Annotated in this window: 13 protein-coding genes; 12 read left to right on the top strand and 1 reads right to left on the bottom strand. The window is 37.8% G+C overall.

The genetic code is table 11. The annotated features are described in order from the left end of the window. Positions 1–123 precede the first annotated feature (123 nt). On the bottom strand, positions 124–1284 hold the full coding sequence (locus tag C9J35_RS21920) for a class I SAM-dependent methyltransferase (protein ID WP_107926923.1): 1161 nt from the start codon (positions 1282–1284) through the stop codon (positions 124–126). 189 nt (positions 1285–1473) lie between these two features. Here C9J35_RS21920 and putP point away from each other — a divergent pair, with 189 nt between their 5' ends. The 12 genes from putP to C9J35_RS21860 all read left to right on the top strand — a co-directional run bounded on the left by putP (position 1474) and on the right by C9J35_RS21860 (position 14944). Next, positions 1474–2958 (top strand): sodium/proline symporter PutP, encoded by a 1485-nt coding sequence (gene putP / locus C9J35_RS21915; RefSeq protein WP_107926921.1) that lies wholly within the window; start codon positions 1474–1476, stop codon positions 2956–2958. A gap of 165 nt (positions 2959–3123) precedes the next feature. Further along, a complete protein-coding gene (gene hflX, locus C9J35_RS21910) occupies positions 3124–4410 on the top strand; it encodes a GTPase HflX (RefSeq protein ID WP_054769967.1) in 1287 nt (428 codons plus the stop codon). Between the two features lie 336 nt (positions 4411–4746). Then, positions 4747–6234 (top strand): peptide MFS transporter, encoded by a 1488-nt coding sequence (locus C9J35_RS21905; protein WP_107926925.1) that lies wholly within the window; start codon positions 4747–4749, stop codon positions 6232–6234. A gap of 160 nt (positions 6235–6394) precedes the next feature. Next, complete coding sequence (locus C9J35_RS21900; protein WP_107926919.1) at positions 6395–7516, top strand: M20 peptidase aminoacylase family protein; 1122 nt, start codon at positions 6395–6397, stop codon at positions 7514–7516. A 23-nt stretch (positions 7517–7539) separates the two neighbouring features. After that, positions 7540–8364: a GNAT family N-acetyltransferase gene (locus C9J35_RS21895; protein ID WP_107926917.1), complete on the top strand. Its 825-nt coding sequence runs from the start codon at positions 7540–7542 to the stop codon at positions 8362–8364. A 22-nt stretch (positions 8365–8386) separates the two neighbouring features. Continuing rightward, entirely contained in the window at positions 8387–9493 is a 1107-nt protein-coding gene (menC, locus tag C9J35_RS21890; RefSeq protein WP_107926915.1) for an o-succinylbenzoate synthase, read from the top strand. Positions 9494–9558: 65 nt separating this feature from the next. Next, on the top strand, positions 9559–10614 hold the full coding sequence (locus C9J35_RS21885) for a YkvI family membrane protein (protein WP_107926913.1): 1056 nt from the start codon (positions 9559–9561) through the stop codon (positions 10612–10614). Positions 10615–10902: 288 nt separating this feature from the next. Continuing rightward, positions 10903–11853 (top strand): ABC transporter permease, encoded by a 951-nt coding sequence (locus tag C9J35_RS21880; protein WP_107926911.1) that lies wholly within the window; start codon positions 10903–10905, stop codon positions 11851–11853. Then, complete coding sequence (locus tag C9J35_RS21875) at positions 11846–12799, top strand: iron chelate uptake ABC transporter family permease subunit (protein ID WP_107926909.1); 954 nt, start codon at positions 11846–11848, stop codon at positions 12797–12799. Before C9J35_RS21880 ends, C9J35_RS21875 begins: the two co-directional genes overlap by 8 nt. Then, positions 12796–13557 (top strand): iron ABC transporter ATP-binding protein, encoded by a 762-nt coding sequence (locus tag C9J35_RS21870; RefSeq protein ID WP_107926907.1) that lies wholly within the window; start codon positions 12796–12798, stop codon positions 13555–13557. Before C9J35_RS21875 ends, C9J35_RS21870 begins: the two co-directional genes overlap by 4 nt. Positions 13558–13617: 60 nt before the next feature. Further along, positions 13618–14628 (top strand): siderophore ABC transporter substrate-binding protein, encoded by a 1011-nt coding sequence (locus C9J35_RS21865; RefSeq protein ID WP_054769969.1) that lies wholly within the window; start codon positions 13618–13620, stop codon positions 14626–14628. A gap of 1 nt (position 14629) precedes the next feature. Then, positions 14630–14944 (top strand): antibiotic biosynthesis monooxygenase family protein, encoded by a 315-nt coding sequence (locus C9J35_RS21860; protein WP_107926905.1) that lies wholly within the window; start codon positions 14630–14632, stop codon positions 14942–14944. The last annotated feature ends 142 nt before the right edge of the window (positions 14945–15086 follow it).

The raw sequence follows: 15086 nt of genomic DNA, 5'->3' as shown, positions 1-15086 counted from the left end.
GGCTGAAAAGTCTGCAAGTTCGTTACGAAACTTTGCGTTATTCATCTTAATTGAACCGCCGTATACGGAACCGTATGTACGGTGGTGTGAGAGGTCGGGAGTTAATCACTCCCTCCTACTCGATTATAAGTATGATTTTAGTTCATTTGCTAAAAATGGCTTTGCATTCAACAGTGTTACAAAGGCATCATATTTGGCACGTTGTTCGAGACTTGGCTTTTTGCCAGTACGATACGCTCGTATGAGAATATTTTTTGGTGTGTTTTCCATGTCTATAAACTCCAGTAATTGTGCTTCATAGCCTACGAGTGAAAGGATTTCTGCGCGAATTGCATCAGTTGCTAGAGCGGCAAAGCGTTCACGGACAAGTCCATGCTGTAGCATAATGTCGAGAGCCGGAGTATTCAGTTGACGATTTAGCTCATGCTGACAACAAGGTACACTTAAAATAACACTTGCTCCCCATTTAACAGCGCGCGCTAATGCCATATCTGTAGCAACATCGCAGGCATGTAATGTAACCACCATGTCCACTGTAGACTCATCATTATAGTCGTTAATATCCCCGACTAAAAATTCCAGTTGATCATAGCCTAAATCCTGTGCGATTTGGGAGCACTCCTCGATGACTTCTTTTTTTAAATCTAAACCAGTAACACGAATGTCCAAGCCCTTTTCAATTTTTAAATAATGATATAAAGCAAAGGTTAAATAGGATTTTCCTGAACCAAAATCTAAAATACGCACTTGACGATCCTTGGGTAGATAGGCTAAAGCATCGTCAATAAATTCAATGAAACGGTTAATCTGTTTAAATTTATCGTATTTTTGTTTTTTAACCTTTCCTTCAGTTGTTTGTACACCAAGACGGATTAGAAATGGGTAAGGTGTCGTATCATCAAGTAAGTAATTTTTCTTGCGATTATGCGAGAGGTTTACTTGTTTTGGTTCCGCTACATTATCGGACTTCCATAATACTTTGTTTTTTTTTGAAAGCTGTACTTGTACTTTTTCCCCAATAAAGTCTATATGTGCCTGACGAAAATCTTCGAAAAAAGCTTCTAGCTTAGTAGGGAACTGCGCTAGTTGAACGTTTTCATGTTTCAAGATGCGTTCATATTGGTATTCAATTTGTATATGATAAACGTCTTTTAACATAAGGGGCTTTAGTTTGATACGCTTTATTTCATGCGATTTCATGCGTGGCTGACTAATTGTGGCCGCTATGAGTTGCTGTTGTAAAATTTGCTCTTGAAGTTGAGCTTTCATTTCTTCAAATGTCATTTTTTTCGCCTTCTTCATTGTGTAATAGATGGCATTAGTGTAACACAATTTATGAAGTGCGATGCTACTTGAAAATGCAGAAATAACTTTATGAGTTTTCTGAATATTTATGGGTAAAATTGTATGGTTGTGGTATCTTTATTTATAGTAATGCTTGGTGAATACTAATGAAGAATTGGAGGAGAATTTATGTCAGATAATTTGTATCAATTACTCGCGATTATTATCTATATGGTCGCAATGCTTGCAATTGGATGGTACGCATTTGTTAAAACATCTAATCTAATGGATTATATGCTTGGCGGTCGTTCACTAGGCCCTGCGGTAACAGCACTTAGTGCGGGTGCGGCGGATATGTCTGGCTGGCTTTTAATGGGCTTACCCGGAGCAATTTTTTTATCAGGACTTGTTGAAGCTTGGATTGCTATTGGTTTAACAATCGGTGCCTATTTGAATTGGTTATTTGTTGCACCAAGGCTACGTGTTTATACACAAGTTACCAATGATTCCATTACCATTCCGAGCTATTTGGATAATCGTTTACGTGATCATACAAAGCTTATAAGAATTGCTTCAGGTATTATAATTCTAATATTTTTTACATTTTATGTATCCTCAGGGATGGTAGCGGGAGGCAAGTTTTTTGATAGCTCATTCGGCTATGACTACCATACGGGTTTATTAATTGTATCAGGTGTAGTAGTTGCATATACACTATTTGGTGGATTTTTAGCGGTAAGTTATACGGACTTTTTACAGGGCCTAATTATGTTTTTAGCACTTATTGCAGTTCCGTTATTTGGGTTATTTTTAACAGGTGGATTAGGAGAGACAATTGCTTCCATTAAAGCGGTTAACCCACAACATTTAAATTTATTACCAACAACAGCAACGGCGGCAGCTATTATTTCTTCATTAGCATGGGGATTAGGTTATTTTGGACAGCCACATATTATTGTTCGCTTTATGGCGATTAGCTCCGTAAAAGAGACCAAGCAAGCTCGCCGTATCGGTATTGGTTGGATGATGTTGAGTCTCTTTGGTGCAATTAGCACCGCATTGGTAGGTGTTGCATATTTTGAGCAAAATGCTAGGGAGTTAAAGGATGCTGAAACCGTATTTATTGTACTTGGACAGATTTTATTCCATCCATTTATTGCAGGCATTATGTTAGCAGCTATTTTAGCCGCAGTTATGAGTACGATTTCCTCACAATTAATTGTTACTTCTTCCGCTCTTGTTGAAGATATTTATAAAGCGCTATTTAATAAAACGGCTGATGATAAGCATTATGTCTTTATTGGTCGTATCGCTGTTTTAGTTGTGGCAATTATTGCGGCTATTTTAGCTTGGAATCCTGATAGTTCTATTTTAAGCTTAGTGGGCTTTGCTTGGGCTGGCTTCGGTGCGGCGTTTGGTCCGATTATATTACTGTCATTATATTGGAGAAAATTAACGAATTACGGTGCCCTTAGCGGGATGGTGGCAGGTGCTGCGACAGCCTTTATCTGGGGGAAAATAGATATTTTAGCTGATGCATTATACGAAATTGTACCAGGCTTCTTAGTATGTTTAATCATTGCCGTCTTTGTCAGCATTTTAACCTATAGACCAAATAAAGACATCGAAGATGAGTTTACTCAAACTGAAGTGATATTAAAAGAAGAACAATAAGTCCATGATATTCGCATGAGGGAGCTTTTTAGATTTGGATGAAGGTTCAATCACTTTAATCTGCTCCTTTTCAATAACGTCTAAAAGACACAAATTGGGGTATTATATGGTAAGATGGAGAAAATTTGTCGTAGCGTCACCAAGGCGTTGGTGGGAGGTTTGTGAATGGATAGAATTAAAGAAGTAGATGTCTTGCAAGAAAAGGCAATTTTAGTGGGTGTAAATTTACGTAATGATGCGCATTTTGATTATTCCATGGAGGAGCTTACAAATTTAGCACAAGCTTTAAATGTGGAAGTCGTAGGCACCGTGACGCAAAACTTAGAGCGTGTCACACCTTCACATTATGTTGGAACTGGAAAAATCGAGGAAATTAAAAACTTTTATGATGAAGCACAAGCTAATCTTGTTATTTTTAATGATGAATTGTCCCCTTCACAAATCCGCAATTTAGAACGAGATTTAGAAACAAAGGTTATTGATCGGACAATGCTTATATTAGATATTTTTGGCCGTCGGGCTAAAACGCGTGAAGCCCAAATGCAAGTAGAATTGGCACAACTACAATATATGTTGCCTCGTTTAGTAGGCTTACATGCTTCTCTTAGCCGTCAAGGTGGAGGGACAGGTGGTGGTTTTAAAAACCGTGGTGCTGGTGAGACGAAGCTTGAACTAGATCGCCGTAAAATAGAAGACCAAATCTCGAAAATTAAAAAGGATTTAGAGCAAGTGAAGGAACAGCGGGAGACACAGCGTAAGCAGAGACGCAAAAATGCTATACCTGTTGTATCCATCGTCGGCTATACGAACGCTGGGAAATCAACTATTATGAATCAGCTTCTCGCAAAAATTGGACAAGATAATCATAAACAAGTATTTGAGAAGGATATGCTATTTGCTACACTTGAAACGTCTGTGCGTCAGATTGAATTATCTGATAACAAATCATTCTTATTAACAGATACAGTCGGTTTTGTAAGCAAATTGCCTCATCATTTAGTGAAGGCCTTTCGTTCGACATTAGAGGAGGCCCGTGATGCAGATTTACTTCTACATGTTGTAGATGTTTCCAATGAAGAACATGGTTTTATGATGGATGTTACAAATGAGACGTTAAAAGCAGTTGGTGTTGAAGGCATTCCAACAATTTATGTATATAATAAAGCAGATTTAGCAAATGTCCCCTACCCGATAATCAGTGGCGATAATATTTGGATTTCTGCAAAGCAGGATGTTGGCTTAGATGAATTATTGCAAATGATACGCCAGCATATTTTCTCTGATTATATAACATGTAAAATGCTTATTCCTTATGAGCAGGGAAATGTAGTATCCTATCTAAATGAAAGTGCAACCATTCATGAAACGGCATATGAAGAAGGTGGCACTTTACTAACGCTTGAAGCAAAAGAAGCTGATTATGCAAAATATCAGCAATATGTCATTAAATAGCAATGGCGGAATCAGCGACGAATATCGTCGTTGATTTTTTTTATGGGCATAATAAGATATACGAAAAATTCAGACTAGATATTATTTTGAAATATTTTATTAAGATAATTCTATGGACTTGTGTAAGAAGAGTAAGAAAACTTAGATATATCAATGAGTTTGACGGAAATAACTGTAATCAATCAGAATTTAAAGAAAAATGATAAATTTTCAACATTTTTAAAAACTGTTGATTAAGTGATGAAAACGCTTTAGTATGATGAAATATAGTTTTTTATCCTTGTTAATGGGTAATAATATTTTTAAGGGATAATGAAAATGGGAGAGGATATTGTTATGTCTACTAAAGATGAAATTGTAAAATCCGTCCCTCAAAAAGGCTTTGTCGGACACCCTAAAGGGCTCTTTACTTTATTTTTCACTGAATTTTGGGAACGTTTTTCATACTACGGTATGCGAGCAATTCTAATTTTCTTTATGTATTATGAATTGAATGAAGGCGGTTTAGGCTTAGATCGTGGTACAGCTAACTCAATTATGGCCATCTACGGATCACTTGTCTATATGTCAGGTATAATCGGTGGTTGGATTGCCGACAGACTTTTAGGTACACGTAGAACTATATTTTATGGTGGCGTGTTAATCATGATTGGTCATTTACTGTTAGCGCTTCCTGGAGGCGTGAGCATGGTGTTTGCCTCAATGGCCTTTATTGTTATTGGTACAGGGTTATTAAAACCAAATGTTTCAAGTGTTGTTGGTGATATCTATGCTGAAACAGATAGTCGTCGCGATGCAGGTTTTTCAATTTTTTATATGGGTATTAATATGGGTGCGTTTATTGCACCGTTTATTGTCGGAACAATTGGACAAAAGTATAGCTTCCATTTAGGTTTCGGTTTAGCAGGCATTGGCATGCTAATTGGTTTAATCGTTTATAAAGCAACAGAGAAAAAATATTTAGGTTTAGCAGGGTTACAGGTAAATAATCCGTTAAAGCCTGAAGAACGTAAAAAAGTATTTACGCAATTTGGCATAATTGCCTTACTTATTATAATTTTCGGTGCGATTGGCATTAAAACGGGCTTACTAACGATGAATGTCTTTAGTTTAATCATTACTGCTTTAGGTATTATCATTCCAACGGTGTTCTTTGTTTACATGTATCGTAGCGAAAAAACAACGAAGGATGAGAAATCTCGTTTGCTCGCCTATATACCATTATTTATATCGGCTGTAATGTTCTGGGCCATACAAGAACAAGGGGCAACTATTTTAGCAACATATGCAGATGATCGTACTCGTTTAAATATTGGTGGTTTTCAACTTCAATCGTCTTGGTTCCAATCTTTAAACCCATTATTCGTTATTACGATGGCTCCATTATTTGCGATGCTATGGCTAAAATGGGGCGATAAGCAACCGACGACACCACGTAAGTTCTCTTATTCATTATTCTTTGCGGGATTATCATTTTTAGTGATGATGATTCCAGCGCACCTTTCGGGTGGACATACATTAGTGAGCCCTTGGTGGTTAGTGTTGTCATTCTTCTTAGTGGTGGTAGGAGAATTATTGCTATCTCCGGTGGGTCTTTCAGCTACAACGAAATTAGCGCCACAGGCTTTCGCAGCACAGACAATGTCACTATGGTTTTTAACAAGTGCCGCAGCGCAAGCAATTAACGCACAGCTTGTAAAAGTATATGAAGTCGTAAGTGAATTCACATACTTTGGCTTTTTAGGTTTAATGTCAATTGCCATTGGTGTAATTTTATTATTGCTGTCACCTATTATTTCTAAAGCAATGCGAGGTATTAATTAGTAAAAGGATGTCAGGTAGTCTAGTGATGGACTGCTCTTGACATCTTTTTTTGTGTTGCGGATGGTTGCGTTGCTAAATATGGGTATAAGTTTCTGTATAGAAAAGAAATTTTTTTCGTTATAATAATCTTAATAGTGTGAAAATTAAAGGGGTTGGTTGTATGAAAGAGGCGTTGGATCGCTTGAGGCCGAGATTAATGGAAATTTTCACGTACTTACATGCCCATCCAGAAAAAAGCTGGTATGAGGTGGGAACAACAAATTATATTATTAATCTACTAACAGGGGAAGGATTTTCACCAAAACGTTTTAAAAATTGTACGGGGCTCTATGTGGATGTAGGAGAAGGGAAGCCAAAAGTTGGTTTGCGTACGGATATGGATGCATTGTGGCAGGAGGTAGATGGTGAGTTTCGTGCCAACCATTCCTGTGGGCATGATGGACATATGACGATGGCTATAGGCGCTCTTTTATTATTGAAAGAACAGCCTCAAGCATTCAAGGGCACAATCCGTGTAATTTTCCAACCAGCAGAAGAAAAGGGGACAGGTGCGTTAGCTATTCTTCAAGAAGGAATAATTGATGATTTAGACTATCTATTTGGTGTTCATGTAAGACCTGTACATGAACTTGAGGATGGTGCATATTGTGCTGCATTGTACCATGGTGCTTCAAGGCTCCTTGAAGGAGAAATTATTGGCGAGGATGCCCATGCGGCAAGACCTCATCTTGGTGTCAATGCAATTGAGGTAGGGGCAACGATTATAGAAGATTTGCGTACAATTCATACAGACCCAATGATTCCCGTATCAATAAAAATGACAAAATTTCAAGCAGGGGGAGGGTCTGGCAATATAATTCCTGGAAGAGCATCTTTCACCATTGATATACGCGCACAACAAAATGATGTCATGGATACACTCGCTCAAGGTGTGAAACGTGTAGTAGATTCTTCAAAAATCTTGCATAAAGTTCACATTGAGTTAAGTACGGTTGCCAATATTGTGGCGGCAGAGGTAGATGCAACTGCACAATATATTATGGAGCAGGCGATTGTGCAGTCGACTGGTTTATCGAATTTAAGAAAGCCTATACGAACACCAGGTGGTGAGGATTTCCACCATTATGCCGTTAAACGACCACATTTGAAGACGACAATGCTAGGTTTAGGCTGTGGTTTAACACCGGGGCTACACCATCCGAAGATGAAATTTAAGCAGGCGAGGCTCGTGACGGGAGTTGAAATTCTTACAAATGCGGTATTACTGGCATTAAAAACATAGGATATAGGGGAGGCGTCAGTATAATGTTAGAAAAAGTTTGTATAAAAAACGTGATAACAGCTTCGGAAATTGTTAAAGTGCAGCACTTAAATGCAGAAATATGGGGAAGCCAGGCAATTCCCTCTCACCAGTTGCTTGCTGCTGTACAAAATGGGGGACTATTACTTGGTGCATATTTAGAAGATCGACTGATTGGCTTTAATTATTGTTTTGTGGGCTATCAAGAGGGAAAAATGTACCTTCACTCGCACATGATTGGGGTGGAGAAAACATATCGTGAACAAGGTGTAGCGGAATTATTAAAACATGCACAGCAAGAATATGCAAAAGAAAATGGGTTTCAACTTGTACGCTGGTTATTTGAACCGTTAGAAGCGCGTATGGCGAATTTATCTTTCTTGAAATTAAATGCCATTAGCTATCAATATAAGTCGGATTACTATGGTCCACTACATGATGATTTTAATGATGGGCTACCCTCAGACCGACTTGCAGTTGAATGGTGGGTTGAGCGCAACCATGTAGATGATTGCTTAGACGAATTAGAAGAAAGTGCAGAAGAAATTGTGCCATGGTCATTGACAGTGGATGGACTGCCAATGCTGGATAGAGATGGCGAGTTTCAGCGCGACCAAGTATTTATGAGGGATGCTTACTTATTAGCGATTCCACAATATTTGCAAAAAATGAAGGTAGAGAGTCCGAAGCTTGCAGAGGACTGGCGCTATAAAGTACGTACTATTTTAACGACACTATTTGAACAGCATTATGCGATTGTACGCGTGAAAAAGCACAAGGAATATGTGAATTTTTACCTGTTAGTCAGACGCTCTTTATTAGCATTATAATAAGGATAAGGAGTGAATTCTTGTGAGAATAGAAGAAATTACAATTAGACATCTGAAAATGGCGATGAAAGCCCCGTTTAAAACAAGCTTTGGGACAGTTCATGAAAAAGAACTATTACTTCTAGAAGTAAAAGATGTTACAGGGACGATTGGATGGGGGGAAGCGGTTGCCTTTGTCGCACCGTGGTATACAGAGGAGACATTAAAAACGACATGGCATATATTAGAGGACTTTTTAATGCCTATCTTGCTACATAAAGATATTGTGCATCCGGATGAGGTTAGTGCTATGTTCGCCCCCATTCGACGTAATTGTATGGCAAAGGCCTCGATTGAAGGAGCTGTGTGGGATATATATGCACAGCAATCGAAGCAGTCACTTGCCCATGCTTTAGGTGGAAGTAAGGAAATGATTGAGGTTGGAATTAGCGTAGGTATTCAATCTTCCATCCAAAAATTATTAGATTTGATAAAAGGTTATGTAGGAATGGGTTATAAGCGTGTAAAAGTGAAAATAAAACCGGGTCAAGATATTGAAGTGATAAGTGCTGTTCGTGCTACATTTCCAGACTTGCCATTAATGGTGGATGCAAATTCTGCCTATACCCTACATGACATAGACGTGTTACAGCAACTCGATGCATACAATTTATTAATGATAGAGCAGCCACTTGCAGCCGACGATATCGTAGACCATGCCAAACTACAAAAGCAGTTAAAAACGCCAATTTGTTTAGATGAAAGTATTACATCTTTGGAGGATGTTCGCAAGGCGGTAGAACTGGGTAGCTGTGGTGTCATAAACATCAAAATTGGACGGGTAGGTGGCTTAACTGAAGCCAAGAGAATTCATGACTTTTGTAAAGAAAAGGATATTCCAGTTTGGTGCGGTGGTATGTTAGAGGCTGGAATCGGACGAGCGCATAATATTGCATTAACGTCACTCGCTAATTTTGTCTTGCCTGGCGATACAGCAGGTTCAAGTCATTATTGGTATGAGGATATTATTACACCTGAAGTGGTTGTAGAAGATGGCTATATACGTGTTCCGCAGTCCATTGGTATTGGCTATACGCCTAAAATGGACGTAATAGAAAAATTGACCATTAGCAAAAAAGTTTATAGATAAAGATTTTAATAGGTGGGAAACATAGTGCCTGCGAGCATGGGATAAATTAACGGGGAGAGAATTGATTGAAAAAGAGTTTGCAAATCGGTGGTGCCTATGTAGGAATAATCGTCGGTGCGGGGTTTGCATCAGGACAGGAAATCGTACAGTACTTTACGAGCTATGGCTATAAGGGAGTTTATGGTGCACTTATTGCTACATTAGGGTTTGCCTTTGTAGGAATGTGTATTGCGCAAATTAGCTCAAGATTGCGTACAACATCACATAAGGATTTGATTTATCAAATTTCAGGTAATACTCTTGGTTTCGTGATGGATTATTTACTGTCACTCTTTTTATTTGGCGTGGCTGTAATTATGTTTGCTGGAGCGGGCGCTACATTTGAGCAAATGTTTGGCCTGCCGGTCTGGATTGGGAGTATTTTTATGATAGCCCTAACAATTGTCACAGTGATGATGAATGTGAAAAGTATCATTAACATCATTGCTATTGCCACACCCTATTTGCTAGCAGTTGTAACAGTTATTGCTGTTTATTCATTAGCGACTATGGAATTATCCTTTGCAGAACAAGTGGTGATTGCTGAACAGCAATTACGAGTAGAAGCAAAAAGCTGGTGGCTCACGGCTTTACTATACATGTCTTTTAATATTGGTGTATGTTTTTCACTTCTGACCGTGGTGTGTGGATCGATACGCAATGAAAGAGTGGCGGGAATGGGAGGCATTATCGGAGGAATTCTACTAGGAGCATTAATCTTACTTATTAATCTCTCACTACTAGCAAAAATGAATATCATTGGTGGACTAGATATCCCGATGCTGGCCTTAGCAAATGAAATACATCCGATCATTGGTCTATTAATGTCATTATCATTACTGGGGATGATTTATAATACAGCGGTTGGGATGTTTTACTCATTCATGGTACGGTTCTTTAAGCCAACAAAGCCAAGCTTTAAGGTTGCTGTGATTTTCATAGGTGTATTAGGTTTTTTAGCAAGTCTTGCGGGTTTCACAACACTTGTATCGAAATTATATGCTGTAATGGGGTATCTAGGTTTTATTTTAGTCGCGACTATTGTCTTTGCATGGCTAAGAGGAATACGTCGTTTAGCCTGATTAAGAAGGTGATTGAGAAAAGTAAAATACTTTATTCTCAATTACCTTTTTCATTTGGCTAAGAAAATGCAGAATATTAATTTATTATTGTCTTAAAAAGAAAGTCAGAAATGTCGATATATCTTCATTTATACTTAATTTTTAGTCAATATAAAATAAAGCGAGAATAATTCTCATTTGAAGGTTGACTGATAAAAGAAACACGCTTATAATGAGAATCGTGAGTAATGATAATCATTTTCACTAGAAGATGATTCACGAACAAAAATGAATCTACCGGGGATTATAATGAAAATAAGATATCTTTTAACAGCAACTGTAGTGTTGTCTATCGTGTCGTTGTTTATCGGTGTAGTAGATATTAAGCCGAGTGACCTATTAGACTTCGAATCAGAGGAAACTAGACTATTTTTAATTAGTCGTATACCGAGACTTGTGGCAATTTTGCTAGCGGGGGCAGGTATGAGTATTGCTGGTTTAATTATGCAAAGCTTAAGTAGGAATAAGTTCGTGTCGCCAACGACAGCAGGAACTTTAGACGCAACGAAATTAGGAGTATTAATTTCAATGATGTTTTTCACTAATGTCACTTACTTCCAAAAAATTTCCTTCGCTTTCATATTTGCTTTAGCCGGCACGTTTCTCTTTATGCAAATATTAAATCGAATAAAGTTCAAAGATGCGATTTTTATACCGCTTATTGGCTTAATGTTCGGGAATATTTTATCGTCGATTACGACATTCTTTGCGTATAAGGCAGATATTATCCAAAACATTTCTGCGTGGTTACAGGGAGATTTCTCATTATTGATGAAAGGTCGTTACGAACTTTTATACATAAGTGTACCCGTGCTGATAATAGCTTACATTTATGCGAACCGCTTCACAGTAGCTGGAATGGGTGAGGATTTTGCAAAAAATCTTGGTCTTTCCTATAAATTTGTTGTGAATTTAGGGTTAGTGTTGGTAGCACTTGTTTCAACAACAGTGGTATTGACGGTTGGGATGATTCCATTCCTTGGATTAATCATTCCTAATATTATTTCGCTATTCAAAGGGGACAATTTGGCGAAGACATTGCCGCATACAGCATTACTTGGTATGTCATTCTTATTATTCTGTGATATTTTAGGGCGTATTCTTATTTTCCCATATGAAATTCCGATTAGTATGACAGTTGGTGTCATCGGAAGTGCAATCTTCCTAATTATGTTATTTAGGGGGAGAGCATATGCGTAATAGTTCAAGAATGTTGGTTTTAGTAGCGCTAGCAATAGCTTCTGTATTGCTATATGTATTTTACGAGCTCAATGGCAACTACCATTATGCATTTCCACGTCGCCTAATCAAAGTAGCTGCGATGACGTTAACAGGAATTGCAATTGCTTATTCTACGGTTGTTTTCCAAACGATTACACATAACCGTATTTTAACGCCAAGTGTGATGGGTCTTGATGCTTTATATATGTTAGTTCAAACAATTATCTACTACTTCTTTGGCTCAATGTCGGTGTTTGTTATTAATGCACAATATAATTTCTTATTAGCTGTTTCAGCAATGATTATTTTTGCATTGGTTTTCTATCGTGTGTTGTTCAAAGAAGGAAAACGTCCGATTTACTTCCTGCTGCTTGTCGGTATGATAGTCGGAACGTTTTTAGGAAGTGTTACAACGTTCTTCCAAGTATTAATTGATCCGAATGAGTTTTTAAGCTTACAAAGTAAAATGTTTGCGAGCTTCAATAATGTTAATTCGGATTTAGTATGGCTAGCAGGTATTGTTATTTTAATTACCTTTATTTATGGCTGGCGTCATATGAGCCAATTAGATGTTATGTCTCTTGGACGTGATACAGCAATTAACCTAGGGGTACCATATGACAAGCTTGTACAGCGCATGCTTATACTTTCTTCGATATTAATTGCCGTTTCTACAGCGTTAGTTGGGCCGATTACGTTCTTCGGTCTAATTGTGGCGAATTTGTCGTATCAGTTTTTCAAAACGTACAAGCACTCGGTGTTAATCGCAGGTTCTTGTGTAATGAGTATTGTTGCTTTAATCGGTGGTCAGTGGATGGTCGAGCGTGTCTTTAACTTCGATACAACACTTAGCGTTATTATAAACTTTGTAGGTGGCGTTTACTTCATCTACTTATTACTGAAGGAAAGTAGGTCAGCAGGATGATCCAAGTAAAAGAAATCTCTAAGTATTTTGGAAAAAAACCGGTCATTCAAGATGTCAGTGTAGAGGTTACACCAGGGAAAATCACATCCTTTATTGGACCTAATGGTGCTGGTAAATCAACACTGCTTTCAATGGTAAGCCGTTTACTTAATGCAGACACGGGGGAAGTATTACTCGATAAATCGGATGTACGTCGTTGGAAATCAGACGATTTTGCAAAGCGCGTATCGATTTTAAAGCAGTCAAACTATATGAATGTTCGTCTAACAATTCGTGAGCTTGTTTCTTTTGGTCGTTTCCCATATGCAAAAGGGAATCTAAAACCAGAGGATGAGCTAAAAGTAGATGAAGCACTTCAATATATGAATTTAGATGATCTCCAACATAATTATTTGGATGAATTATCAGGTGGTCAGCGTCAACGTGCCTTTATCGCAATGGTAATTGCACAAGACACAGATTATATCCTACTCGATGAGCCACTAAACAATTTAGACATGAAGCACTCTGTGCAAATCATGAAAATTTTGCGTAAACTGGTGGATGAACTTGGAAAAACGGTTGTCATTGTATTACACGATATTAACTTTGCATCGGTGTACTCCGATCATATCGTAGCATTAAAAAATGGGCGCGTTGTCAAAGACGGGCCAACACATGACATCATTAATTCGGATGCGCTTAAGGAAATCTATGATATGGATATTCCTGTTCAAGAACAGAACGGTTGCCGCATTTGCGTATATTTCAACTCATAGTAACAAAGATGGTCTAGGTCATCTACAAAAAAATAAACAACAAAAAGGAGCAATTTTACAATGAAGAATTGGAAATTACTTACTGTATTAATGGCTATGATGCTATTAGTATTAGCTGCATGTGGTTCAAAAGAAGACACAAAAGAAGAAGATAAAGGTTCAACAACAGATAATAAGCCTGCTGAGGAACAAAAAGATGAAGCAACTGCTTACCCAATTACTATCCCAGGTAGCACAAGCGGTGAAGAAACATTCAAAGAAGTAACACTTGATAAAAAACCAGAAAATGTTGTTGTTTTTGACTATGGTTTCCTTGATACTTTAGACGCTTTAGGTGTTGAAGTTGCTGGTGTTGCACAAAAATCAGTTCCTGAATATTTAAGTAAATATACAGATACAACTTATGTAAATGTTGGTTCTTTAAAAGAGCCTGATTTTGAAGCATTATCATCTATGAATCCAGATATTATTTTCATCTCTGGTCGTCAAGCATCTGCTTACGAAGAATTATCTAAAATTGCGCCAACTGTATTCGTTGGTGTGGATAACGCTGATTTCGTAAACTCTTTCAAAACAAATACTGAATTAGCTGGTAAAATCTTTGGTAAAGAACAAGAAGCTGCTGATGCATTTGCTGCATATGAAGCAAAAGTAGAAGAAATCAAAGCTAAAACTGCTACATCTGAAGAAAAAGCATTAATCGTTTTAGGCTCTGAAGGTTCATTATCTGCATATGGTCCTGGTTCACGTTTTGGTGTGATTCACGATGTATTTGGCGTGAAAGCTGCTGATGATAAAATCGAAGCTTCTACACATGGTGCAAATGCATCATTCGAATATGTACGCGATACTAACCCAGATGTATTATTCGTAGTTGACCGTGATGCTGCTGTTAATCCTGAAGGCGAATCTGGTACGAAAGCTGCAATCGAAAATGAAATCGTTGGCGCAACTAACGCTGCGAAAAACGGTAAAATTTTCTACCTAGATCCACAATATTGGTACCTATCAGGTGGCGGTATTACATCTGAAACTGCAAAAGCTGACGATGTTTTAAAGGCATTTAAATAATATGTTTGTACAAATTAAACGTATGGTCGTAACAGAAGGTAATGCTGAAAAGATTGTTGCTCGTTTCGGTGCAAAAAAAGATAGCCCATCATTACTTGAACAACAACCAGGTTTTATTGACAAGCAAGTATTAGTAAAAAAAATTCGACGTGGTGACGAAGAAGTGCTAATTATGGTTCGCTGGGAATCAGAAGAGGCATGGAAGAACTGGGAAAAGAGCCCCGAGCATATTGCTGGTCATAAAGCAAATGCAGGTAAGCCAAAACCCGATTATATCGTTGAAAGCGGTCAAGAAGTGTATTACGTAAAAGGTTAAATAAAAACGCCCTGACTGATATTATCCCCTTTAAGTAGACAATGTTAAAAAAACTACAGTACGCTGTAGATAACATTTTACTTAAAGGGGATTTTTGTATGCCAAGAAAAAATTGCACCTATTCGAATGAATTTAAATTACA

The organism is Lysinibacillus parviboronicapiens (assembly GCF_003049575.1).
Classification (GTDB): domain Bacteria; phylum Bacillota; class Bacilli; order Bacillales_A; family Planococcaceae; genus Lysinibacillus; species Lysinibacillus parviboronicapiens.
Note: the sequence above shows the minus strand (reverse complement) of the source record. Positions and strands in the feature narration are given on the sequence as shown.